At 67.6% G+C, this 22,009-nt stretch carries 20 protein-coding genes and 3 tRNA genes; 6 read left to right on the forward strand and 17 right to left on the reverse strand.

The features are described 5' to 3' along the window. Positions 1-1,134, reverse strand: a complete 1,134-nt coding sequence (locus BLQ03_RS05305) for an FAD-binding protein (protein WP_090753640.1) — start codon at positions 1,132-1,134, stop codon at positions 1-3. After that, positions 1,124-2,572, reverse strand: coding sequence for an FAD-linked oxidase C-terminal domain-containing protein (locus tag BLQ03_RS05310; RefSeq protein WP_090753642.1), 1,449 nt, complete (start codon positions 2,570-2,572; stop codon positions 1,124-1,126). The genes BLQ03_RS05305 and BLQ03_RS05310 overlap by 11 nt, the downstream gene beginning before the upstream one ends. 250 nt (positions 2,573-2,822) lie before the next feature. On the opposite strand from BLQ03_RS05310, the gene BLQ03_RS05315 reads away from it, so the two are divergent. Next, positions 2,823-3,524 carry a DUF599 domain-containing protein gene (locus BLQ03_RS05315; protein WP_090753644.1) on the forward strand — a complete coding sequence of 234 codons (702 nt, stop codon included), beginning with the start codon at positions 2,823-2,825 and terminating at the stop codon, positions 3,522-3,524. Here the strand turns inward: BLQ03_RS05315 and BLQ03_RS05320 are convergent. The 5 genes from BLQ03_RS05320 to BLQ03_RS05340 form a co-directional block, all read right to left on the reverse strand. Further along, positions 3,521-4,300, reverse strand: a complete 780-nt coding sequence (locus BLQ03_RS05320; protein WP_090753646.1) for a crotonase/enoyl-CoA hydratase family protein — start codon at positions 4,298-4,300, stop codon at positions 3,521-3,523. The genes BLQ03_RS05315 and BLQ03_RS05320 overlap by 4 nt on opposite strands. Before the next feature lie 32 nt (positions 4,301-4,332). Beyond that, entirely contained in the window at positions 4,333-5,184 is an 852-nt protein-coding gene (locus tag BLQ03_RS05325) for a hydroxymethylglutaryl-CoA lyase (protein WP_090753712.1), read from the reverse strand. Beyond that, entirely contained in the window at positions 5,177-5,908 is a 732-nt protein-coding gene (locus BLQ03_RS05330; RefSeq protein WP_090753647.1) for a glutathione S-transferase family protein, read from the reverse strand. Before BLQ03_RS05330 ends, BLQ03_RS05325 begins: the two co-directional genes overlap by 8 nt. Continuing rightward, the gene (locus BLQ03_RS05335) at positions 5,901-7,826 is read right to left on the reverse strand and encodes an acetyl-CoA carboxylase biotin carboxylase subunit (protein WP_090753649.1); all 1,926 of its coding nucleotides are present in this window, start codon (positions 7,824-7,826) and stop codon (positions 5,901-5,903) included. Before BLQ03_RS05335 ends, BLQ03_RS05330 begins: the two co-directional genes overlap by 8 nt. A gap of 100 nt (positions 7,827-7,926) precedes the next feature. Beyond that, positions 7,927-9,531 carry a carboxyl transferase domain-containing protein gene (locus BLQ03_RS05340; protein ID WP_090753651.1) on the reverse strand — a complete coding sequence of 535 codons (1,605 nt, stop codon included), beginning with the start codon at positions 9,529-9,531 and terminating at the stop codon, positions 7,927-7,929. 137 nt (positions 9,532-9,668) lie between these two features. On the opposite strand from BLQ03_RS05340, the gene BLQ03_RS05345 reads away from it, so the two are divergent. Beyond that, positions 9,669-10,277: an OmpW/AlkL family protein gene (locus tag BLQ03_RS05345; protein ID WP_090753653.1), complete on the forward strand. Its 609-nt coding sequence runs from the start codon at positions 9,669-9,671 to the stop codon at positions 10,275-10,277. 71 nt (positions 10,278-10,348) lie between these two features. Here the strand turns inward: BLQ03_RS05345 and BLQ03_RS05350 are convergent, their stop codons facing one another. From BLQ03_RS05350 to BLQ03_RS05390, 9 genes are all read right to left on the reverse strand, one after another. After that, entirely contained in the window at positions 10,349-10,846 is a 498-nt protein-coding gene (locus tag BLQ03_RS05350; protein ID WP_090753655.1) for a lysozyme inhibitor LprI family protein, read from the reverse strand. Then, on the reverse strand, positions 10,843-12,384 hold the full coding sequence (locus tag BLQ03_RS05355; protein WP_090753714.1) for an AMP-binding protein: 1,542 nt from the start codon (positions 12,382-12,384) through the stop codon (positions 10,843-10,845). The genes BLQ03_RS05350 and BLQ03_RS05355 overlap by 4 nt, the downstream gene beginning before the upstream one ends. A 5-nt stretch (positions 12,385-12,389) precedes the next feature. After that, positions 12,390-12,815, reverse strand: coding sequence for a DUF1622 domain-containing protein (locus BLQ03_RS05360; protein ID WP_090753656.1), 426 nt, complete (start codon positions 12,813-12,815; stop codon positions 12,390-12,392). Positions 12,816-12,855: 40 nt separating this feature from the next. Continuing rightward, entirely contained in the window at positions 12,856-14,016 is a 1,161-nt protein-coding gene (locus BLQ03_RS05365) for an isovaleryl-CoA dehydrogenase (protein ID WP_090753658.1), read from the reverse strand. A gap of 131 nt (positions 14,017-14,147) precedes the next feature. Then, positions 14,148-14,223, reverse strand: a tRNA-Val gene (locus BLQ03_RS05370). Positions 14,224-14,307: 84 nt separating this feature from the next. Beyond that, a tRNA-Val gene (locus BLQ03_RS05375) sits at positions 14,308-14,382 on the reverse strand. A 55-nt stretch (positions 14,383-14,437) separates the two neighbouring features. Further along, positions 14,438-14,752, reverse strand: a complete 315-nt coding sequence (locus BLQ03_RS05380) for an HU family DNA-binding protein (RefSeq protein WP_090753715.1) — start codon at positions 14,750-14,752, stop codon at positions 14,438-14,440. A 194-nt stretch (positions 14,753-14,946) separates the two neighbouring features. Further along, entirely contained in the window at positions 14,947-17,364 is a 2,418-nt protein-coding gene (gene lon, locus BLQ03_RS05385; RefSeq protein ID WP_090753659.1) for an endopeptidase La, read from the reverse strand. Between the two features lie 176 nt (positions 17,365-17,540). Further along, positions 17,541-18,881, reverse strand: a complete 1,341-nt coding sequence (locus BLQ03_RS05390; protein ID WP_090753661.1) for an ATP-binding protein — start codon at positions 18,879-18,881, stop codon at positions 17,541-17,543. Positions 18,882-18,978: 97 nt separating this feature from the next. Here BLQ03_RS05390 and BLQ03_RS05395 point away from each other — a divergent pair, with 97 nt between their 5' ends. The 4 genes from BLQ03_RS05395 (at position 18,979) to BLQ03_RS05410 (ending at position 21,387) form a co-directional block, all read left to right on the forward strand. Then, the gene (locus tag BLQ03_RS05395) at positions 18,979-19,803 is read left to right on the forward strand and encodes an MBL fold metallo-hydrolase (RefSeq protein WP_245688682.1); all 825 of its coding nucleotides are present in this window, start codon (positions 18,979-18,981) and stop codon (positions 19,801-19,803) included. 59 nt (positions 19,804-19,862) lie between these two features. Continuing rightward, positions 19,863-19,937: transfer RNA gene (locus BLQ03_RS05400), tRNA-Asn, on the forward strand. 394 nt (positions 19,938-20,331) lie between these two features. After that, positions 20,332-20,580, forward strand: a complete 249-nt coding sequence (locus BLQ03_RS05405; RefSeq protein ID WP_090753664.1) for a hypothetical protein — start codon at positions 20,332-20,334, stop codon at positions 20,578-20,580. Positions 20,581-20,874: 294 nt separating this feature from the next. Further along, positions 20,875-21,387 carry a DUF2335 domain-containing protein gene (locus tag BLQ03_RS05410; protein WP_090753666.1) on the forward strand — a complete coding sequence of 171 codons (513 nt, stop codon included), beginning with the start codon at positions 20,875-20,877 and terminating at the stop codon, positions 21,385-21,387. Between the two features lie 316 nt (positions 21,388-21,703). On the opposite strand, the gene BLQ03_RS05415 is transcribed toward BLQ03_RS05410, so the two are convergent. Next, on the reverse strand, positions 21,704-22,009 hold a 306-nt coding region (locus BLQ03_RS05415; protein ID WP_139166637.1), incomplete at its 5' end, for an integrase core domain-containing protein.

Here is a 22,009-nt window from a genome sequence, read left to right on the forward strand (position 1 = left end):
TCAGGCCACCGTGAGTTCGGGTGCGGCGAAGATCCCGCGCGGATCGAAGCGTTCGCGCAACCCCTCCTCGAGCCGCCGGGTGACGGGGTCGGGAGGCGGCAGAGGGCCGCGATGCGTGCCCTGCAGGCAGAGAGCGCGGGTTCCGGCGGGCAGCGACGGACGGGTGTTGGCGGGAAGGGACAGAAGGATCAGCGAGGCCCCCCAGTCGAGCGCGATCGGGCTTGCGTCGGGGTTCATGGTCAGGATCGTGGCCGCCTGCGAGGGGCGGCAAGTGATGCGCCAGATGGCGCCGCCGGACCGGGGCGCTGCCCCGCTCAGGCTTTGCCCCTGGCTTGCTGAAAACAGTCCACCGAACTGTTTTCCGGGCGTATGCCAGCCCGGGATATTTTCACGAAGAAGAAGCCACGGATCGTCCTCGCGGGGCTGGACCGGGCCGAAGGCGGAAAGGCGCGTGGACAGCGTGTCGGCGCGCAGCCTCACCGAGCCCTCCAGGCCCTCGATGCGGATCAGGGCGCCGTGGCCGGGCAGCCATGCGGCGCCGGTCACGTCCCAAGGACCGGTCAGCGCGGCGGTCAGGGCCGGGACCGCCGATGCGGCGTCCAGGTCGGGCAATGCCAGCGTGAGGCTTTCGGGCGGGATCGGCTGGGTCTTGAGGCTGACCTCGGTCAGGGCGCCCAAGGTGCCGCGACTGCCAGCCATCAGCTTCACGAGGTCGTAGCCCGTGACGTTCTTCATCACCCGGCCGCCGTTGCTGACGATCTCGCCGCTGCCATCGACGAAGCGGACGCCCAGCAGGCTGTCCCGCGCGGCCCCGTCCTTGACCCGGCGCGGGCCGCTGGCGTTCGCCGCGATGACGCCGCCGATGGTCGAGCCCTCGGCAGGCGGCGGCTCGAAGGCGAGGCGCTGGCGTTCCGAGGCCAGCAGCGCCTCGATCTCGGCCAGGGGGGTTCCGGCGCGCGCAACCACCGTCAGCGCGGCGGGTTCATACAGCGTGATGCCGGTCAGGGCGGCGGTCGAAAGCCGCGTCCCCTGCCCTTCGCCCGGCAGCAGGCGGGTCCCGCCGCCGATGACGGACAGCGGGCCCCGGGCGGCACGGATCATGCCGGCCAGTTCGGCTTCGGTTTCAGGCCGCATTGCGGCGCGCCTCCCTGCGGGGTTCGGACACGTGAAGAGGGAAGACCTTGGCCGCGTTCAGCAGCCAGTGGGGGTCGAAGACGTCCTTGACGCGCATCTGCGCCTCCATGTCGGCATCGGTGAATTGCGCGGTCATCAGGTCGCGCTTTTCGACGCCCACGCCGTGTTCGCCGGTCAGGCAGCCGCCGACCTCGACGCAAAGGCGCAGGATGTCGGCGCCAAGAGCCTCGACCCGTTCGAGGTCGCCGGGGCGGTTGGCGTCGAAGATGATCAGCGGGTGCATGTTGCCGTCGCCCGCGTGGAAGACGTTGGCGACGGGCAGGCCCGCCGTCTCGGACATCTCGGCAATGCCACGCAGCACCTTGGGCAGGGCCGAGACGGGGATCGTCCCGTCCAGGCACATGTAGTCGCCCATCTGCCCCATCGCGCCGAAAGCCGACTTGCGGCCCAGCCAGATGCGGCGGGATTCATCCTCGGACTTGCTTTCGCGGAACTCGACCGGCGAGAACTCCTCGGCGATGGCGCGGATGAGGGCGATCTGCTCGTCGATCTCGGGGGGCGTGCCCTCGACCTCGATGATCAGCAGGGCCTCGCAATCGGGATAGCCGGGGCGGGCGAAGTTCTCGGTCGCCACGATGCAGGGGCGATCCATGAATTCGATGGCGACCGGCAGGACGCCCGCGCGGATGATCGCGGCGACACAGGCGCCGGCGGTTTCCGAGGCATCGAAGCCGATCAGCACGGGACGGGCGCCGGCGGGCTTGGGCAGGATGCGCAGCGCGGCCTCGGTCACGACGCCAAGCTGCCCTTCGGCCCCGCAGACGACGCCAAGCAGGTCGAGGCCCGCGCCTTCGCCCATCGGGCCGCCCAGTTCCACGATGCTGCCGTCCATCAGCACCATCGTCACGCCCAGCAGGTTGTTGGTCGTGACGCCATACTTCAGGCAGTGCGCCCCGCCCGAATTCATGCCGATGTTGCCGCCGATGGCGCAGGCCAGCTGGCTGGAGGGATCGGGCGCGTAGAAGAACCCGGCCTCATCCACGAAGGTCGAAACCGAAAGGTTGGTCCGCCCCGCCTGCACGCGGATCAGACGGTCGCCGTAATCGACCTCGAGCACGGCGTTCATGCGGGCAAGGCCCAAGACCACCGCGTCGGCCGTCGGCATGGACCCGCCCGCCAGGCTGGTGCCCGCGCCGCGCGGGACGACGGGCACGCGTTCCTCGTGGCAGACGCGCAGGATGGCGGCGACCTCCTCGGTCGTGGTGGGCAGCGCGACGGCCAGCGGCGGGCAGCGATAGGCGGACAGCGCATCGCATTCATAGGCGCGCGCCTCGACAGGATCGTCGATCACGGTGCCCGCGCCGATCACCGCGCGCAGGCGCGCAACGATCAACTCGCGGCGGGCGATCACCCCGGCGTCGGGAACAGGCATCAGCATGCTGCGATCTCCATGTCGGACGCGCGCGATGTGCGGGCGTCGGTGTCGGGCACCGGCAATGCGCGGCGCCCGTGATCTGTGGTCTTCCGGCGGCGAGGGCAACCCCGGTTTTCGGGAAATCCTGCATGAATCACCCGCAAGGCGCCTGCCGCCATTCTGTCACTTCCCGGCCCCGGAATAGTCCTGCCCGTCCCTGCTGGCAACCGGCCGGGCCGCATCCTATCGTGTCGGCTGACCGCCCGAGGAGCCCATGACCGCCCTGCCCCTGACCCTGACGCCGCTGGACCTTCTGGCGCTGGTGCTGCTGAGCCTGGCCTGGTTCGGCGTGACGCGGGCGATCGAGCATCCGCCCGCCCGTCGCCCCTCGGTCTCGGTCCTGATGAAGACCTACCGCCGCGACTGGATGCGGCAGTTCGTCCAGCGCGACCCCCGCATCTTCGACGGCAACATCCTGAGTTCGCTGCGCGAGGGCACGTCCTTCTTCGCCTCGGCCTGCATGATCGCCATCGGCGGCGGGCTGGCGCTGATCGGGAACACCGATCCCCTGGCCGGGATCGCACGCGACCTCGAGGCCGCCGAGATTCCCGCGCTGCTGTGGAAGCTCAAGATCCTGCTGGTGCTGCTGTTCGTGGCGAATGCATTCCTCAAGTTCGTCTGGGCGCACCGGCTGTTCGGCTATTGCGCCATCATGATGGCCGCCGTCCCGAACGATCCCGCCCAACCCGAGGCGCTGCCCCGGGCGCTGGCTGCAGCCCAGGTCAACATCCAGGCGGCCCGCAACTTCAACCTCGGGCTGAGGGCGGTCTATTTCGCGCTGGGGGCGCTGGGATGGCTGGCAGGCCCCTGGGGGCTGATCGCCGGCACGGTGGTTGTCACCGGCATGACCCTGCGGCGCGAGTTCGCGTCAGGCTCGCGCCGCGCGATCCTCGAGGACCTGGGCGAGCGGCGTTAGCCCTGCCAGCGCGGCTTTTCCCTGGCAAAGAAGGCGCCGATGCCGTGCGGAGCCTCGTCGTCCTCCCACACCGAGATGAGGGCGTCCACGGACATGTCGATCACCTCGCGGTCGATCCGGGGACCGAGGGCGCGGGTCAGGCGTTTGGCGGCGGCGACGGCCTTGGGCGCAGTCTGCAGATAAGGGGCGACCTCGTCCTCGACAGCCGCGTCCAGATCCTCGGGGTCCACGGTGTGGGCGAGCAGGTTCAGCGCCTGCGCCTCGGCAGCGTCGAAGATGCGGGCGGACATGAAGACGCGGCGGGCCTTGTCCTCGCCCATCCTCGCCAGGACATAGGGGCCGATAGTGGCGGGGATCAGGCCGAGCTTGGTTTCGGTCAGCCCGAACTTCGCCGTGCGGGCGCCCACGGCCACGTCGCAGACCGACATCATGCCGATGCCGCCGCCGAAGGCATTGCCGTGGACCCGGCCGATCAGGGGCTTGGGCAGCTCGTTGAGCGCATTCAGCATAAGCGCAAGCTCGGTCGCGCCCTGCCGTCGCGTCGCGGCGTCGGCGGCCATCTGGTCCTGCATCCAGCCGAGATCGCCGCCCGCACAGAAGCTTTTCCCCTCGGCGGCCAGTATCACGGCCCGGATCGCAGGATCGGCGCCAAGCGTCGCGGCGGCCTGCGTCAGTTCGGCGATCATCTGCGCCGACAGGGCGTTGTGCTTGTCGGGCCGCGCCAGCCACAGGGTCGCCACGCCACGCGCGTCCGTTTCGATGCGGATCGTTTCCATTCCTGTTCCCTTCCGAACGGCCGCCTCGCGGTTCACCCGCGCATTGCCTGCGCCATCGCCGCGGCCTGCCGCAGCACATCCATGTCGAGCCCCGTGTCGAAGCCCCGCGCCGCAAGATGCGCGGCCACCTTCTCGGTCGCGACGTTCCCGGCCGCGCCCGGCGCATAGGGGCAGCCGCCGAGGCCGCCTACGGCGGCGTCGAAGACCCGGACGCCGCGCGCGAGGCTCGCGTCGATGTTGTCGAGCGCGCGGCCTGCCGTGTCGTGATAGTGGCCCGCGAGCTGGCTGGCCGGCACCTCCTCCAGCACCTTTGCCAGCATGGCGTCGATGCTTTCGGGCCGCCCCTGTCCGATCGTGTCGCCCAGGCTGATCTCGTAGCAGCCGAGGTCCCGCAGCGCGGCAGCGACACGCGCCACGTTTGCGGGCGGGGTCGGGCCGTTGAACGGGCAGTCGGTCACGACGCTGACATAGCCGCGCACGGGGATGCCGTCGGCCTTCGCGGCCTCGGCCACCGGCGCGAAGCGGTCCAGGCTTTCCGCGATGGAGCAGTTGAGGTTGGCCTTGCTGAAGCCTTCCGAGGCGCTGGCGAAGATCGCCACCTCGTCCGCGCGGGCGGCCCGCGCCCCCTCGTAGCCCTTGAGGTTCGGGGTCAGCGCGGCGTAACGCACTCCCGGCTGGCGCGTGATCCCGGTCAGCACCTCGGCCGCGTCGGCCATCTGCGGCACCCATTTCGGGCTGACGAAGCTTGTGACCTCGATCCGGCGGAAGCCCGCGCGGCTGAGCAGGTCCACCAGCGCGATCTTGTCGGCGGCGGGGATCAGGCGCTTTTCGTTCTGCAGCCCGTCGCGCGGGCCCATCTCGAAGATCTCGACGAAGTCAGGCATCGGGAAGCTCATAGAAGTCGCGGTCGTAAAGCTGTGGCTCGCCTTCCTGCGGCAGGGCGCGGCGGAAAGCGGGACGCGCGGTGCAGCGGTCCACATAGGCCTGCAGCGCGGGGGTCAGACGAGTGAAGCGGCCCGCCGTCCAGACCGACCAGCCGACCGCACAATCGACGCCCGAGAAGCCCTTGCCCATCAGCCAGTCCTGCCCCTGAACCGTCTGTTCCACCAGCCGCAGCGCGCGGGCCAGCCGCGCGGTTTCCAGCTTCATCACCGTCAGCGAACGGGTCGCCGGATCGCGCAGCATCAGGTGGCTTTGCGTGAGGTTGGCGATGTGCTGGCCGATGGTTTCCGCGAAGTGCAGCCAGTCGAGCCAGCCGAGCCGCCCCTCCTCTCCCGGGGCGCGTCCCAGATGCGGGCCGCGCGTCTCGCACAAATACTCGACCATCGCGCCGGATTCGTGGATCACGAAGCCATCGACCTGCAGCGCGGGGGCGCGGCCGACCGGGTGGATGGCCTCGTATTCCGCCCCGCGCATGTCCTTGGAGCGGAGGTCCATGACGCGCAGGCTGAAGGGCAGTTCAAGCTCGTTCAGCAGCCACAGGATGCGCATGGACCGCGAAAGCGGCACGTGCCAGAGGACGATCTCGCCCCTATCATCCTTGACGGGGCCGCCCGAGGCGGGCGGGGCCGCGTCGGTGGGCTTGGGTTCGGGCGGGGTCTCAGGCATCCTCGTCCTCCAGCCGGATCAGGGGGGCGCCGGCCTCGACCTGGTCGCCGGGCGCAGCCAGCACCTCGGCCACGGTGCCGTCGCGGGCGGCGGTCAGAGTGTGCTCCATCTTCATGGCCTCCAGCACGGCCAGTCGGTCACCCGCCGCGACCTGCTGGCCCGCGCTGACGAAGACCGCCTTGACGAGCCCCGGCATGGGCGAGAGCGTCAGGCCGCTGCCCGCCGCCTCGGTCTGGCGGTCCAGCGGGTCCTGCGGCACCAGCGTCAGGCTGCGGCCGCCGAAGACGCTGACGCCCGCCGGATGCGTCACGATGCGCGAGCGGCGGGGCGAGCCGTTCACCCACCAGCGTTCGCCCTGCCACAGGACGTCATGCGCGGTGCCCTCCAGCGTCACCCGGGCCGCGCCTGGGCCGAGCACCTCGATCACGCCCTCGCCGCCTTCCCAGGTCACGGTGCGCCTGAGCGGCGACCAGAGGGTGACGCCGCCGCGCACCTCGGGGTCGTGCAGCCCGGCGACGCCGAGCGCGGCCAGCGCGCGGGTCTCGGGCGAGGGTTCGGCCTGATCGAGCAGTTGGTCGAGATCGCGGGCGATGAGGCCGGTGTCCACCTCCCCCTTGCGGAAGCCCTCGTGCCGGGTGAGGGCAATGAGGAAGTCGATGTTGGTGACAGTGCCTGCGACTTCGGTGTCCACCAGCGCGGTTTCGAGTGCGCGGAGTGCGATGGCGCGAGTGGGTCCGCGGGTGATGATCTTGGCGATCATCGGATCATACCACGGGCTGATGCTGTCGCCCTGCCGCACGCCCGTTTCGTTGCGGGCGTTGTCGGCAAAGCGCAGATGCGCCAGTTTGCCCGTCGCAGGCAGGAAGCCTGCCGGCACGTCCTCGGCATACAGCCGCGCCTCGAAGGCGTGGCCGATTATGGTCAGTTCGTCCTGCCGCTTGGGCAGCGGCTCGCCGGAGGCCACGCGCAACTGCCATTCGACCAGATCGACGCCGGTGATGGCCTCGGTCACGGGATGCTCGACCTGCAGGCGGGTGTTCATCTCCATGAACCAGAAGCCGTCCGGGCGCAGGCCGTTCGAGCCGTCCACGATGAACTCGATGGTTCCCGCACCCGCGTAGCCGATGGCCTCGGCGGCGCGGACGGCGGCAGCCCCCATGGCGGCGCGGACCTCATCGGTCATGCCGGGGGCCGGGGCTTCCTCGATCACCTTCTGGTGGCGGCGCTGCAGCGAGCAGTCACGCTCGAAAAGGTGGACGGCGTTGGTGCCGTCGCCGAAGACCTGCACCTCGATGTGGCGGGGGGCGGTGATGTATTTCTCGATCAGGACGGCGGGGTTGCCGAAGGCGGTCTGCGCCTCGCCCTGCGCGCTTGCCAGCGCCGCAGCGAAATCGGAGGGTGCGTCCACCTTGCGCATCCCCTTGCCGCCGCCGCCCGCAACGGCCTTGATCAGCACGGGATAGCCGATGCGGTCGGCGGCCTCCGCAAGATGCGCGGGGTCCTGGTTCTCGCCGTGGTAGCCGGGGACGACAGGCACGCCCGCCTGTTCCATCAGCGCCTTCGCCGCGTCCTTGAGGCCCATGGCGCGGATCGCGTCGGCCGAGGGGCCGATGAAGACCAGCCCGGCGGCCGTCACGGCGTCAACGAAGTCGGGGTTTTCCGACAGGAAGCCATAGCCGGGGTGGATCGCCTGCGCGCCGGTGTCCAGCGCCGCCCGGATGATGGCGTCGCCGCGCAGGTAACTGTCCTTGGGCGCGGGGCCGCCGATATGGACGGCCTCGTCGGCCATCGAGACATGGCGCGCGCCCCGGTCGGCGTCGGAATAGACCGCGACGGTGCCCACGCCGAGCTTGCGGCAGGTGTCCATGACGCGGCAGGCGATCTCGCCCCGGTTGGCGATCAGGATCTTGCTGAACATGCGGGTGCCCTGTGTTGCCCGGCCGCACCGGGGGTTTTCCACCCCCGGACCCCCGGAGGATATTTGTGCAAAGAAGAAAGACCCGAGATGTCGCGCATCGTCACATCCGGAAGACGCCGAAGCGGGTGGGCTCGATGGGCGCGTTGAGGCTGGCGCGCAGGGACAGTGACAGCACGTCGCGGGTCTTGCGCGGGTCCACGATGCCGTCGTCCCAGAGGCGTGCCGAGGCGTAGAGCGGGTGCGACTGGCGGTCGAACATCTCGATTGTGGGGCGTTTGAACTCGGCCTCTTCCTCGGCGCTCCAGCTGCCGCCCTTGCGCTCGATCCCCTCGCGGCGGACAGTGGCCAGCACGCCCGCCGCCTGCTCGCCGCCCATGACGCTGATGCGCGAGTTGGGCCAGGTCCAGAGGAAGCGCGGGGAATAGGCGCGGCCCGCCATGCCGTAGTTCCCGGCGCCGAAGGAGCCACCGACCAGCATGGTGATCTTTGGCACCGCCGTGGTCGCCACCGCCGTCACCATCTTGGCGCCGTGGCGGGCGATGCCCTCGTTCTCGTATTTCCGGCCGACCATGAAGCCGGTGATGTTCTGCAGGAACAGCAGCGGGATCGACCGCTGGCTGCAGAGTTCGATGAAATGCGCGCCCTTGATGGCGGCTTCCGAGAACAGCACGCCGTTGTTGGCGACGATGCCGACGGGGCAGCCTTCGAGATGGGCGAAACCGGTGACCAGCGTTTCGCCGAAGCGCGGCTTGAATTCGTCGAAGCGCGAGCCGTCCACCACGCGGGCGATGACCTCGCGGATGTCGTAGGGGGTACGCAGGTCGGAGGGGACGACGCCGAGGATTTCCTCGGGGTCGTAGAGCGGAGCCTCGGGCGACTGCCAGACCACGGTCTGCGGCAGGCGGCGGTTCAGGTGGCTGACGGCGCGGCGGGCGAGCGCCAGCGCGTGGGAGTCGTCCTCGGCCAGGTAGTCGGCCACCCCCGACAGGCGGGTGTGGACATCTCCGCCGCCCAGGTCCTCGGCGCTGACGACCTCTCCGGTCGCCGCTTTCACCAAGGGGGGACCGGCGAGGAAGATCGTGCCCTGGTTGCGGACGATGATCGTCACGTCCGACATGGCGGGAACATAGGCGCCGCCCGCCGTGCAGCTTCCCATCACCACGGCGATCTGGGGGATGCCCTTGGCGCTCATCTGCGCCTGGTTGAAGAAGATGCGGCCGAAATGGTCGCGGTCGGGGAAGACCTCGTCCTGGTTGGGCAGGTTCGCGCCGCCCGAGTCGACCAGATAGACGCAGGGCAGATGGCACTGTTCCGCGATCTCCTGCGCGCGGAGGTGCTTCTTGACCGTCATCGGGTAATAGGTGCCGCCCTTCACGGTGGCGTCGTTGGCGACCACCATCACGTCCTGGCCATGCACCCGACCCACGCCCGCGATCACGCCCGCGCCGGGGGCGGCGCCGTCATACATGTCATGCGCGGCCGTCGCGCCGATCTCCAGGAAGGGCGAGCCGGGGTCGAGCAGGTTCGCCACCCGCTCGCGCGGGGGCATCTTCCCGCGCGAGGTGTGGCGCGCCAGCGCCTCGGGACCGCCGCCCTGGGCTGCACCTTCGGCCGCCTGCCGGATCGTGTCCAGCATGGCCAGATGCGCCTGCCGGTTGGCGCGGAAGGCGTCCGACGAGGTCAGGGCCGCCGATTTCAGTTTCATGCCGGATGCTCCTGTGAAGGCGAGGGGATGCGGCGCGCTGTCGCAGGGAAGCCTGCGCGGCCGGGGGTTTGATCTGGATCATGTGACGATGCCGTGAACAGGCGCAGGGCAGCGTCACAACGAACGGGAGAACTGCGATGAAAACGATCAGCCTTGCCGCCCTTGTCGCAATGCTGGCAATGCCCGCGCTGGCCCAGCAGGCGGGCGACTGGACCATCGGCGTCGGCGTGGGGAGCGTCATGCCCAAGGATGACAACGGCACCGTCGCCGGGAACCTTGACGTCGAGGTCGGCAACGACGCCCGCCCGACGCTGACGGTCGAGTACTTCGTCCGCGACAACATCGGCATCGAGCTGCTGGCCGCCACGCCCTTCGAGCATGACGTCAACATCGACGGCCTGGGCAAGGTCGGGACCGTCAAGCACCTGCCCCCGACGCTCAGCGTCAACTATCACTGGGACACCGGCTCGGCCTTCAAGCCCTATGCGGGGATCGGCCTGAACTGGACGAGCTTCTGGGATGAATCGACCACGGGCGCGCTGGACGGCAACGACCTGGACCTGGAACACAGCTTCGGCTTGGCACTGCAGGCGGGCGCCGACTGGTGGCTGAACGACAAGTCGGCGCTGCGGGCGACCGTCCGCTGGATCGACATCGACGCCGACGTCAAGCTGAACGGCGAGAAGATCGGCGAAGTCGAGATCGATCCCTTCGCCGTCCAGGCGGCCTATGTCTTCAAGTTCTGAGGAAACCCGGCGCGTCCCTTCGGGGGCGCACCGACCTCTGCGGCCTGCGTGAGCGGGACGGCGGGCGCGCATCACTGCCGCTCCATCCGGTCGAGCTCGCCCGCGAGCCACAGGACCTGATCCCCCGTGCGCTGCATCATGCAGCCGGCGGCGACCGTTCCCGCAAGCGTGCCCCCAGCATATTCCCCCGCCTCGAAGGCGCAGGTGGCGTCGCGCCAGGCGATCCAAGCCCGCTGCATGTCGCGCAGCCCCTGGGCGCGATCATCGCCCCGAGCCTCGATCAGCTGGCGGAGGTCGCCATAGACCTCGTTGAGCCGGTCGTCCCACCAGGCCGCCTCGGCGCCGCGGCAGGCGTTCATGTCAAGCGTCGTGGGCGAGCCGGACAGGTTCTCGCAGGCCTCCGCCGCGTCCCCGACGCAGGCAGCCAAGCCATCGTTCACGCTGCGCCCGCCCTGCATCGCCTGCCGGCCGGCTGACAGGCAGGCCTCGGCGATCTTCGGATCGAAATCCTGGGCGGCGGCGGGACCGGCCAGAAGGGCAAGCAGGACGGCAAGGACCTTCGTCCTCATCGCGCGCCCTCGGCCAGCTTGCGCAGCTCGCGCCGCATGACCTTGCCCGTGACAGTCATCGGCAGGGCATCGAGGAAGGCCACCTCACGCGGGTAGGAATGCGCGGCGCAATGGGTGCGGGCGTGGTCCTGCAACTCCTTCGCCAGCGCGTCCGAGGACGCAAAGCCCTGCCGCAGCACGACATAAGCCACGACGATCTCGGTACGCAGCGGGTCGGGCTTGCCGATGACGCCGGCGGCGGCGACGGCGGGGTGCTTGATCAGCACATCCTCGATTTCCGAGGGACCGATGCGGTAGCCGGCCGAGGTGATCACGTCGTCGTCACGCCCGACGAAGCGGATATATCCGTCCTCGATCACGCCGCGGTCGCCCGTCACCAGCCAGTCGCCGCGGAATTTCTCGGCCGTCGCCTCGGGGCGGTTCCAGTAGCCCAGCATCATGGACCCTGCGCCCCGGCGAATGGCGATGTCACCCTCGCCCTGCGTGGGCTGGCCGTCTTCGTCGATCACCTGCACGTCGAAGCCGGGCACCGCCTTGCCGATGGCGCCGGGCCGCGCCGGGAACATCGAGGAGGCCGAGGAGGCGACCATGTTGCACTCTGTCTGGCCGTAGAACTCGTTGATGGTCAGGCCGAAGGCGCGGCGACCCCAGTCGAGCATCTCGGCCCCCAGGGTCTCGCCGCCCGAGGCAACCGAGCGCAGGCCGGGCACCGTCGCCCCGGCTGCCTTGAGCATCCGCAGCGCGGTCGGCGGCAGGAAGGTCGCGGTCACGCCGCAATCGCGGATCAGGCGAAGACAGGTATCCACGTCGAACTTCGGCAGGCGCGCGGCCACGACCGGCACACCAAGCGCAAGACCTGGCATCGCCACGTCGAAGAGGCCCCCGATCCAGGCCCAGTCGGCGGGGGTCCACAGCACGTCGCGGCCCGGTTCCAGCAGGTCGTGGCTCATCTCGACGCCCGGCAGGTGGCCGGTCAGCATCCGGTGGCTGTGCAGCGCGCCCTTGGGACTGCCGGTGGTGCCCGAGGTGTAGATCATCACCGCCGGGTCCTCCGGAGTGGTCGCGGCCGTCGGGAACGGGCCTGCGTCGGGCAGTTCATCCTCTTCCGGCACGATCACGCGCAGGCCGAAGGGGGCCAGCATCGCGCGGCCTTCCGGGTCGGTGACGACCGTGGTGATCCCGGCGTCGGTCAGGCGCAGGCGCAGCGCCTCGTCCCCGAACAGCTTGAACAGCGGCACCGAGATCGCGCCGGATTTCCAGACAGCGGCATGGGCGGCGGCGGTCCAAGCGGATTGCGTCCGCAACACGCCCACGCGGTCGCCACGAGCGGCCTTTAGCACATGCGCCAGCCGGTCGGCGCGGGCGTCAAGCTCGGCATAGGTCACGGGCCGCGGCGTGCCGTCATATTCGATGATCGCCACCCGCTGCGGCTCGGCGCGTGCCCAGTCGCCGATGGCCTGCTCGGCCATGTTCACCCGCGCGGGCCAGTTCCAGCGGAACTCGCGGCGCAGAGCGTCATGGTCCTTGTGGGACAGCATCGTTTTCATGTCCTGCCCTCGCCTGTTTCCTCGACAGCCCCAAGCTCGCGGCGGACGGTTTCCAGTTCGCGTTCCAGAAAGAAGGAGGTGACCGAGCGGATCACGACCAGGATGCCCAGGAACACCAGGTCGGCCATCGCCAGGCTGACTGCCGTGGTGATGATGTCCGAGACGATCAGGATCTCCAGCCCGGCGAGGATGTAGCGGCCAAGCTCGACCCGCTCGGCGTTCAGGCCGCGCTTGCGCTGATCCTCTCCCGGGCCGAACTCGGCCTTGAGGTAGCCGATCACGAAGCGGATCGCGCCGACCAGCAGGACCGAGATCGCCACCAGGTCGATCAGCGTGGCGGCGAGTTCGATGGCGCCGACCAGCCACTCCATGCGGCCGTGCAGCAGTCCCTCGGCGCGGACATAGTCGAAGAAGCCGCTCATGGCATCCTGTCCCCTGTCCCCGGACGGCGGCGCGCGTGCATCAGTCCAGCGCCATCAGCTCGCGGCCAATCAGCATCCGACGGATCTCGCTGGTGCCTGCCCCGATCTCCATCAGCTTGGCGTCACGGAAAAGCCGGCTGACGGCCGAGTCGTTCAGGAAGCCGGCGCCGCCCAACGCCTGCACGGCCTGATGCGCCTGCACCATCGCCTGCTCGCTGGCGTAAAGGACCGCCCCCGCCGCGTCCTGCCGCGTGACCTTGCCGGCGTCGCAGGCCTTGGCGACCTCGTAGACATAGGCGCGGGCGGTATTCAGCGCGACATACATGTCGGCGATCTTGCCCTGCATCAGCTGGAAATTCCCGATGGGCTGGCCGAACTGCTTGCGCTCACGGACATAGGGCATGACCTCGTCCAGCGCGGCGGCCATGATGCCCGTGCCGATGCCCGACAGGACCAGACGCTCGTAGTCAAGACCCGACATGAGGACGCGCACGCCCTTGCCCTCTGCGCCCAGCACGTTCTCGAAGGGGATCTCGGCGTCCTCGAAGATCAGTTCGCCCGTGTTCGAGCCGCGCATCCCCAGCTTGTCGAAATGCGGCCCCTGGGTGAAGCCACGGATGCCCTTTTCCACGATGAAGGCTGTGATGCCTTTGGACCCCGCCTCGGGGTCGGTCTTGGCATAGACCACCAGCACATCGGCGTCGGGGCCGTTGGTGATCCAGTACTTGCTGCCGTTCAGGACATAGTAGCCGTTCCGCTTTTCCGCCCGCAGCTTCATGCCGACAACGTCGGAGCCCGCGCCTTCCTCGGACATCGCCAGCGCGCCCACATGCTCGCCCGAGCAGAGCTTAGGCAGGTATTTCTGCTTCTGCTCCTCGGACCCGTTCAGCTTCAGCTGGTTCACGCAGAGGTTCGAATGCGCGCCGTAGGACAGGCTGATCGAGGCGCTGGCCCGCGCGATCTCCTCGACCGCGATGGTGTGGGCGAGATAGCCCATACCGGTGCCGCCGTATTCCTCGGGGACGGTGATGCCAAGAAGGCCAAGCTCGCCCATCTCGCGCCAAAGGTCAGCGGGAAAGACGTTCTCGCGATCCACCTGCGCGGCAATGGGTCTGACGCGCTCCTGTGCCCAGCGGTGGACCATGGCGCGCAGGGCGTTCACGTCCTCGCCAAGGTCGAACTCCATCCCGCGCGTGAACATCACAACCCTCCCCGGTTATTGAACATCCGTTCAGTTAACGGGCTTATGCCGCAGGGCACGCGCGTCCGTCAACAGGGACAGTAACGGCAGCCGCGGCACCGCGCGCAAGAGTCGTCTGAAAGAAGGAGGGATGGTGGGCGGTGAGGGACTCGAACCCCCGACAACCTCGGTGTAAACGAGATGCTCTACCAACTGAGCTAACCGCCCCTGCCCGCGCTTATGGCGCGGCCGTAAGGCCAAGGCAAGCGGGGCAAAGAAAAAGGGCCGCCCCGAAGGACGGCCCCTGAATGATGGTGGGCGATAACGGATTTGAACCGCTGACATCTTCGATGTGAACGAAGCGCTCTACCGCTGAGCTAATCGCCCGGTGCCGCGCTAGATAGCGCCCTTGTCTGGCGCCCGCAAGTCCCTTCCTGCGCGATCAGTCCGTCTCGTCGCCGACATCCTTGCGGCGCAGGCGCAGGACCAGCACCTCGTCCCCCTTGGCCGTCGCCTGGCGGCTGACGCGCGCCTTGCCGAAGGGCGGCAGCGCCAGTGTCTCGCCCTCGGCGATGGCGCGGCCAAGCTGATTCAGCGTCGCCTCGACCACGTCACGGATCTGGGCACGGGACAGGTCGACGTCGGCGGCAACGCGCGCCAGAAACTCGCGCTTGTGCAGGACGCGGGCGGGAATCGGGTCTTTTCCAAGAGCGGGAGCACGGCGGGGCCGGCTTGCTCCCTGTTTTTCAGCGGCCATCGCAGGACCTGTCATTGACGTTTCTTGACGGAAGGGCGGACCCTAGCCGAGCACCATTACTTTGCAACAGGGGACCTTACGAAAACAGTATATTATTATCAGGGCACTGCCCTTGTTTCGGCACCACGGGGCTGAAATGCAAACACGCGCCCCGGAAGGCGCGTGCCAGGATCATTCTGCGAGCAGAAGTTGCCTCAGTGGGCCGTCGGACCGGACAGGGCCGCCTCGCCGCGCAGAGCGGCCAGACGCTTGACCTCGGCGGCCTCGTAAGCCGCCTCGTCCCACTCCACCGGCTCGGGCATCCGCACAAGGGCGTGGCGCAGCACCTCGCGGACGTTCGAGACGGGGATGATGTTCAGCCCCTCCTTCACGTTCGCCGGGATGTCGGCCAGATCCTTTTCGTTCTCCTCGGGGATCAGCACCGTCTTGATGCCGCCGCGAAGCGCCGCGAGAAGCTTTTCCTTCAGCCCGCCGATTGCCAGCGCGTTGCCGCGCAGCGTGACCTCGCCGGTCATGGCGATGTCCTTGCGGACCGGGATGCCGGTCATCACCGACACGACCGAAGTCACCATCGCCAGGCCCGCCGAGGGGCCGTCCTTCGGGGTCGCCCCCTCAGGCACGTGGACGTGGATGTCGCGCTTCGAGAATTCGGGCGGGCTGATGCCCAGTTCGGGAGCAACCGAACGGACGAAGCTCGCGGCCGCGTCGATCGATTCCTTCATCACGTCGCCCAACTTTCCGGTCGTCTTCATCACGCCCTTGCCGGGAAGCTTCAGCGCCTCGATCTGCAGCAGGTCGCCGCCGGCTTGGGTGTAGGCCAGCCCCGTCACCACGCCGACCTGGTCTTCCTTCTCGGCCAGGCCATAGCGGAAGCGGCGGACACCGAGATATTCCTCGGCCTTCTCGGGCGTGACCTCGACCGACGTGACCTTGCCCTTGAGGATCTCGGTCACGGCCTTGCGGGCCAGCTTGGCGATCTCGCGCTCCAGGCTCCGCACCCCGGCCTCACGGGTGTAGTAGCGGATGACATGGGTCAGCGCCTCGTCCGAAACCGAGAACTCACCCTTCTTCAGACCGTTCGCCTTGATCTGCTTGGGCAGCAGGTGCTGGCGCGCGATCTCGCGCTTCTCGTCCTCGGTGTAGCCGGCCAGCGGGATGATCTCCATCCGGTCAAGCAGCGGCCCCGGCATGTTGTAGCTGTTGGCCGTGGTCAGGAACATCACGTTCGACAGGTCGTATTCCACTTCGAGATAGTGGTCCACGAAACTCGCGTTCTGTTCCGGGTCCAGCACCTCGAGCATCGCCGAAGCCGGGTCGCCACGGAAGTCCTGTCCCATCTTGTCGATCTCGTCGAGCAGGATGAGCGGGTTCGTGGTCTTCGCCTTCTTCAGCGCCTGGATGATCTTGCCGGGCATCGAGCCGATATAGGTCCGGCGGTGACCGCGGATCTCGGATTCATCGCGCACGCCGCCAAGCGAGATGCGGATGAACTCGCGCCCCGTGGCCTTGGCCACCGAACGGCCGAGCGAGGTCTTGCCGACGCCGGGCGGGCCGACGAGGCAGAGGATCGGGCCCTTCAGCTTGTCGCTGCGCGCCTGCACCGCAAGATACTCGACGATCCGCTCCTTGACCTTTTCAAGGCCGTAGTGGTCGGCGTTCAGGATGCTCTCGGCGGCCGTCAGGTCACGCTTGGTGCGCGACTTCACGCCCCACGGCAGCGACAGCAGCCAGTCGAGGTAGTTGCGGCTGACCGTGGCCTCGGCCGACATCGGCGACATCGACTTCAGCTTCTTCAGCTCGGCCTGCGCCTTCTCGCGCGCCTCCTTGCTGAACTTGGTCTTGTTGATCTTCTCTTCCAGCTCGGCGAGTTCGTTCTGGCCTTCGTCGCCATCGCCCAGCTCGCGCTGGATCGCCTTCATCTGCTCGTTGAGATAGTACTCGCGCTGCGTCTTCTCCATCTGGGTCTTGACGCGCGACTTGATCTTCTTCTCGACCTGCAGGACCGACATCTCGCCCTGCATCAGGCCATAGACCTTCTCAAGCCGCTCGGCGACGTCCAGCGTCTCCAGCAGTTCCTGCTTGCGGGCCACGTCGATGCCCAGGTGCCCCGACACGAGGTCGGCCAACCGGTGCGCGTCACGCGCTTCCGCGACCGAAGTCACGGCTTCCTCGGGGATGTTCTTGCGGACCTTGACGTAACGCTCGAACTCCTCGGCCACGGTGCGGATCAGGGCGGTGATGCTGGCGGCATCGCCCTCGGTCTCGACCAGCGGCTCGGCGCCGGCCTCGAAATAGTCGTCATTGGCCAGGAAGCCGGTGATGCGCACGCGCGACTGACCCTCGACCAGAACCTTGACGGTCCCGTCGGGCAGCTTGAGCAGTTGCAGCACATTGGCCAGCACGCCGGTCGTGAAGATGCCCTCGGCGTCCGGTTCATCGACCGAGGCGTCCTTCTGGGCGGCCAGAAGGATCGGGCGGTCAGCCTCCATCACGGCTTCCAGGGCGCGGACGGATTTCTCGCGTCCCACGAACAGCGGCACGATCATGTGGGGGAAGACCACGATGTCGCGCAGCGGAAGCACCGGATAGGTGGCTTGGGTCGTGTCGTTCATGAACTGTCCTTTCATGCCCGGACCGGCGGCCCCCTTGAGGGATCGGGCAGCGCGCCGGGCCTGCTTGCGACCAATCTAGGAACCGCCGGCCCCTGCTGCAATGGGCCAGACCGGGGCGCTGCCCCGGACCCCGGGATATTTGCGCGAAGAAGATGAACAGGCGGATAACGCACGCCTCAGCGGGGGATGACGATCTCGGCCCTGAGGCCGCCCAGCCGTGTCCCCTCGGTCAGGCGCAGCTCGCCGCCATGGGCGCGGGCGACGTCGGCAGCGATGGCAAGGCCGAGGCCCGCCCCCTGCCCGCGGTCCTGGTTGCGTGCAGCATCCAGGCGGACAAAGGGGCGGATCGCCTCGTCACGACGCTCGGGCGGGATGCCGGGGCCGTCATCCTCGACGGCGATGCGGAAAGCCTTGGGGGTCAGGGCCGCCTCGATCTCGGCACGGGAGCCGTAGCGGACGGCGTTGCCGATCAGGTTCTCGACCGCGCGCCGCAGGCTGCGGGGACGTACGGTGATCCGGTCGCGCTCGGGGTCGTCGTCGAAGCGCACCAGGGCCACGTCCTGTCCGCCCCGCTGGGCATCGCTGATGATCTCGTCGAGGAAGGCACGCGCAGGAAGCGCTTCGGCCGCGCCTTCCCGCGCGTCCGCCCGGGCGAGGTCCAGGAAGGCGTCGATCATCGCGCCCATCTCGGCCACATCGCGTTCCATGTCGGCGATCTCGTCGCGTTCGGGGGGCAGGCCGGGGCCGAGCATCGACAGCCCCAGCCGAAGCCGGGTCAGGGGCGTGCGAAGGTCGTGGCTGATCCCCGACAGCATCATCTTGCGCTGCTCGTTCTGCCGCTCGATCCGGTTTCGCATCTCGACAAAGGCGCGGCCCGCGCTGCGCACCTCGGTCGCGCCGGCCGGGCGGTAAGGCTTGACCTGCCCGCGCCCGTAGGCCTCGGCCGCGTCGGCAAGCCTGCGGATCGGGCGCAACTGGTTGCGCAGGAAGATCGAGGCGATGGTCGTCATCAGAAGCGACGTCCCCACCATCAGGACCAGAAGCTGGTGCGGGTTCGAGGGCGTGAGGCGCCGACGTGGCAGTTCCAGCACGAAGGGGCGCGGCCCGCCCACCAGCACCCGCACCCGGCGCAGGTTCCACAGGTCAACCGCTTCGACCGCGGGCAGGCGCCGGTGCAACTCGGCAATCACCACGCGGCCCGAGAAATCATAGAAACGGAGCCGCTCCTCGATGCCGGCGGGCGGAGGCAGTTCGACGGCCAGGTCCAGCGGCACCGCGATCTCGCGCCCGGCCTGCAGTGCCTGCTCGTCATCGGGGGCGGACTGAACGTAGTCCGTGACCAGCGCGACCTCGGCCGCGGCGGTTTCCACCATCTGCTGCGTCACGTCCTCGAAATGCCGCTGCAGGAACATGACGGTGACGACCAGCGTGATCACCACCACCGGCAGGAACAGGATCAGCGCCGCCCGACCGTAAAGTCCCCGGGGCATCAGCCACTTGAGCCAGCCGAAATCCATGCTCACCTCGCTTGCGCCCGCCCGGGCGCCGGTCCAGCCTAGGGCCATGAGCAATGCGGCGAAAGTGCGGGTCGTCCGGGCCCCCAACCCATCGGCCATGACCGGGCCGGGGACCAACAGCTTCCTGATCGGAGAGGAGGAGGTCGTAGTAATCGACCCCGGCCCCGACGATCTGGGTCATGTCCAGGCGATCCTGGATGCGGTCGAAGGACGAATCTCGCATATCCTGGTGACCCATGCGCATCTGGATCATTCGGCGGGCGTCGCGCTTCTGGCCCAAGCCACGGGCGCCCCGGTCTTCGCCTTCGGCAACGCCGAATCGGGCCGCTCGCCCACAATGGCGCGGCTAGCGCAGACGGGCCTTGTGGGAGGCGGCGAGGGCATCGACCAGGTTTTCCGCCCCGACATCTTCCTGCGGCACGGCGAGGTCCTGCAATCCGACGACTGGGTGATCGAGGCGCTGCACACGCCCGGGCACATGGGCGGCCACCTGAGCTTCCGCCTGGGCGACGCCATCTTCTGCGGCGACCTGATCATGGGGTGGAGCACGACGCTGATCTCGCCCCCTGACGGGGACCTTGTCGATTACTTCCGCTCACTGGACCTGCTGGCCGGGTTGGCGCCGCGCATCCTCTACCCTGCGCATGGCGATCCGGTCACCGACCCCCTGCCCCGTCTGGCCGAGCTTGGTGCCCACCGCCGCCACCGCACCGCGCAGATCCTTTCCGCGCTGGACGAGGCAGGCGGGACCGCCGCCGATCTGGCGGCCCGCATCTATGCCGTGCCCCAGCACCTGATGCCCGCCGCCGAGCGCAACGTGCTGGCGCATCTTCTGGCGCTGGCCGACCTCGGCGCCGTGACCTACGACGGCGGTCCCGCTGCGGGAGTGCGCTGGCACCGGGCTGCCGCTGCGGAAGGATGAATTTTCTGCGCGAACCCTCTGGACGGCCCCGAAAACGGGTGCTAGATGCCCCCTCGTGTTCCGGCGTAGCTCAGCGGTAGAGCAGTTGACTGTTAATCAATTGGTCGTAGGTTCGATCCCTACCGCCGGAGCCAAAAAAGCTTTTTAGCTACAACGTGAAAGATGGCGACCCTCCTGGTCGCCTTCTTTGTTTTTACTTCCTTGTCACTGAATTTGTCACTGGTGGACGCGCATCTGCGATCCAGAGCATTAGCAAGTTGGAGAGGCTCCCATGACCTCGAATGAACGCATTATCGCCTTGGAACGAGAGTTGGACGACACACGCATGGCGGCTGCGACGGTGATTGTCGACTTCGCCGCAGGTATCGCGCCTACCCCTGAGAGGCGTGAACGCCTAGCACGAGCCTTTGAGGCGAACGGTCAAGGTGCGGATCACATTACAGCGCGGCTGGTGAGGCTGGTAGCAGCAGAGTTGCGGCGGAGTGATGCTGAACGCGCTCGCCAGCTAGGCTAAGGACAATAAATAGCATGAGCCTTGAGGAGCGCATTATCGCCCTAGAACACGAGCTAAACGACACGCGGCGCGCGGCGGTCGTTCTGATGCTCGGGATCGTGGATACGATCGCGCGGTCTCCGAAGGGCCGCGAGGATATGGCGCAAGGGTTCGGCGGAGCGGCGGCCGAAGCGGCCGAAGTAGACCCTGTGATGGCACGACTGGCGCTGCTGATGTCAGGGGTGATCTGGGAGCGGGCGAACCAGGCTGAGGACAATGAGTGAGGTGGAGATCGGATGGTGGACGTGATGGACCACAGGGAACAAGCGTGCGGTCTATTCACTTTTCCTTAGCATCTCTGGATTATCGTATCCGGGGATGGCACATTGCAATCGAAGCAGCAGCCAAACGATAGGAGGTCGTTATGCTTGATGCCCTGCACAACCGCGCCTTCCTGCGCGGCTTCCAAACCGGATTTTCGTCGCCCTTCCGCTTGATGAGCGGATCGCGCTCACGTGTGACCTACACGCCCCATGCCACCGATACTGAGGCTTGGGAAGCGGTCGGGCGCCTACTGAATGAAGCTTACCAAGAAGTGGGCACCGAAGTTGGCAAGATCACCCGCGCCAAGAAATCAGCCAGAACCAGACGATAAGGCGAACGACGGCGCGCTTAGCCCGCTTGAAGCTGAGGTTGATCGCCAGATCGGCAACATAGTTCCTCAGAACGTCCGCGCTCAAGTTGTCGACCGCCTTACGACCATAGTTGCCAGCGAGACGTTCGCTGGACCGATCGCGCACCCGCGGCATTTGCGCGAGTATGAGGAAATCTGCCCGGGGGCGGCGACTCGGATCATCAGTATGGCCGAGGACCGCAATCGGCACATCATGAATATGGAAGAACTGGGTTTGCGCGAGAGCATCAAGGACCAGAAGCGCGGGCTTGACTACGGCCTTGCAGGGTTCCTTGCGCTAATCGCGGCGGCTCTGACTTGTGCTTTGATGGACAACAACATCGCAGCGGGCATCTTCATGAGTGCTGCGGCACTCGGAGGCATTGGCCTGTTCATCCGAGACCGCAAAGACAAGTAAGCTTATCCCCCGCTCCTTCACAGCCCGCCTTAACCGGCGGGCTTTCTCTTGCGCACCCGGTGCGCAGTCCTGCAACAGCCCTGTGACACCAACCAGGAACCCTGCGCGGCGTCATCGGGTTGGCCCACGAGCAGTAAGCTCAGCCAACATTCTATGTTGGGACCTGCCCCGCCCCACCACCGGCTGGGCCTTTTTCCTACATCAGTTCCCTCGCCAACTCGCCTTACGCGTGTATGATGAGAAGAAAACCTCTCGTGCAGTAAGCTCCGCCATCACCGGCGGGGCTTTTTGCTATCTGCAAACATAAAATGTCCACTTAACCTTCTTGGCTTACGAAAGACATAACGGTCTCGATGGGTCGGCGTCCCATGTTGCGATAGCCGAGATGCGGCCGTTCGGTGTTGTAGCGGACAAGCCAGGCACCGAGATCGGCCTGCAGTGCCTCGACGCCATCGTAGAAGTTGTCCCGCATGGCCACGCGGAAGAATTCATCCAGCACGGTGCCGTTGAAGCGTTCGACGAAGCCATTGGTGCGGGGCGTTCGGACCTTGGTGCGGCGATGCTCGATACCGTTGAGGTCGAGATAAAGTTCATACGGATGCCGCTCGGTGCCGCAGAACTC

Origin of the sequence: Paracoccus chinensis (genome assembly GCF_900102885.1) — a bacterium.
In the GTDB taxonomy this organism is placed as follows: Bacteria; Pseudomonadota; Alphaproteobacteria; order Rhodobacterales; family Rhodobacteraceae; genus Paracoccus; species Paracoccus chinensis.

Coding starts and splice junctions, on each gene's coding strand:
- BLQ03_RS05305 (WP_090753640.1), bottom strand. CDS start 1,134: ATGCGGCCTGAAACCGAAGCCGAACTGGCCGGCATGATCCGTGCCGCC.
- BLQ03_RS05310 (WP_090753642.1), bottom strand. CDS start 2,572: ATGCTGATGCCTGTTCCCGACGCCGGGGTGATCGCCCGCCGCGAGTTG.
- BLQ03_RS05315 (WP_090753644.1), top strand. CDS start 2,823: ATGACCGCCCTGCCCCTGACCCTGACGCCGCTGGACCTTCTGGCGCTG.
- BLQ03_RS05320 (WP_090753646.1), bottom strand. CDS start 4,300: ATGGAAACGATCCGCATCGAAACGGACGCGCGTGGCGTGGCGACCCTG.
- BLQ03_RS05325 (WP_090753712.1), bottom strand. CDS start 5,184: ATGCCTGACTTCGTCGAGATCTTCGAGATGGGCCCGCGCGACGGGCTG.
- BLQ03_RS05330 (WP_090753647.1), bottom strand. CDS start 5,908: ATGCCTGAGACCCCGCCCGAACCCAAGCCCACCGACGCGGCCCCGCCC.
- BLQ03_RS05335 (WP_090753649.1), bottom strand. CDS start 7,826: ATGTTCAGCAAGATCCTGATCGCCAACCGGGGCGAGATCGCCTGCCGC.
- BLQ03_RS05340 (WP_090753651.1), bottom strand. CDS start 9,531: ATGAAACTGAAATCGGCGGCCCTGACCTCGTCGGACGCCTTCCGCGCC.
- BLQ03_RS05345 (WP_090753653.1), top strand. CDS start 9,669: ATGAAAACGATCAGCCTTGCCGCCCTTGTCGCAATGCTGGCAATGCCC.
- BLQ03_RS05350 (WP_090753655.1), bottom strand. CDS start 10,846: ATGAGGACGAAGGTCCTTGCCGTCCTGCTTGCCCTTCTGGCCGGTCCC.
- BLQ03_RS05355 (WP_090753714.1), bottom strand. CDS start 12,384: ATGCTGTCCCACAAGGACCATGACGCTCTGCGCCGCGAGTTCCGCTGG.
- BLQ03_RS05360 (WP_090753656.1), bottom strand. CDS start 12,815: ATGAGCGGCTTCTTCGACTATGTCCGCGCCGAGGGACTGCTGCACGGC.
- BLQ03_RS05365 (WP_090753658.1), bottom strand. CDS start 14,016: ATGTTCACGCGCGGGATGGAGTTCGACCTTGGCGAGGACGTGAACGCC.
- BLQ03_RS05380 (WP_090753715.1), bottom strand. CDS start 14,752: ATGGCCGCTGAAAAACAGGGAGCAAGCCGGCCCCGCCGTGCTCCCGCT.
- lon (WP_090753659.1), bottom strand. CDS start 17,364: ATGAACGACACGACCCAAGCCACCTATCCGGTGCTTCCGCTGCGCGAC.
- BLQ03_RS05390 (WP_090753661.1), bottom strand. CDS start 18,881: ATGGATTTCGGCTGGCTCAAGTGGCTGATGCCCCGGGGACTTTACGGT.
- BLQ03_RS05395 (WP_245688682.1), top strand. CDS start 18,979: ATGACCGGGCCGGGGACCAACAGCTTCCTGATCGGAGAGGAGGAGGTC.
- BLQ03_RS05405 (WP_090753664.1), top strand. CDS start 20,332: ATGAGCCTTGAGGAGCGCATTATCGCCCTAGAACACGAGCTAAACGAC.
- BLQ03_RS05410 (WP_090753666.1), top strand. CDS start 20,875: ATGAAGCTTACCAAGAAGTGGGCACCGAAGTTGGCAAGATCACCCGCG.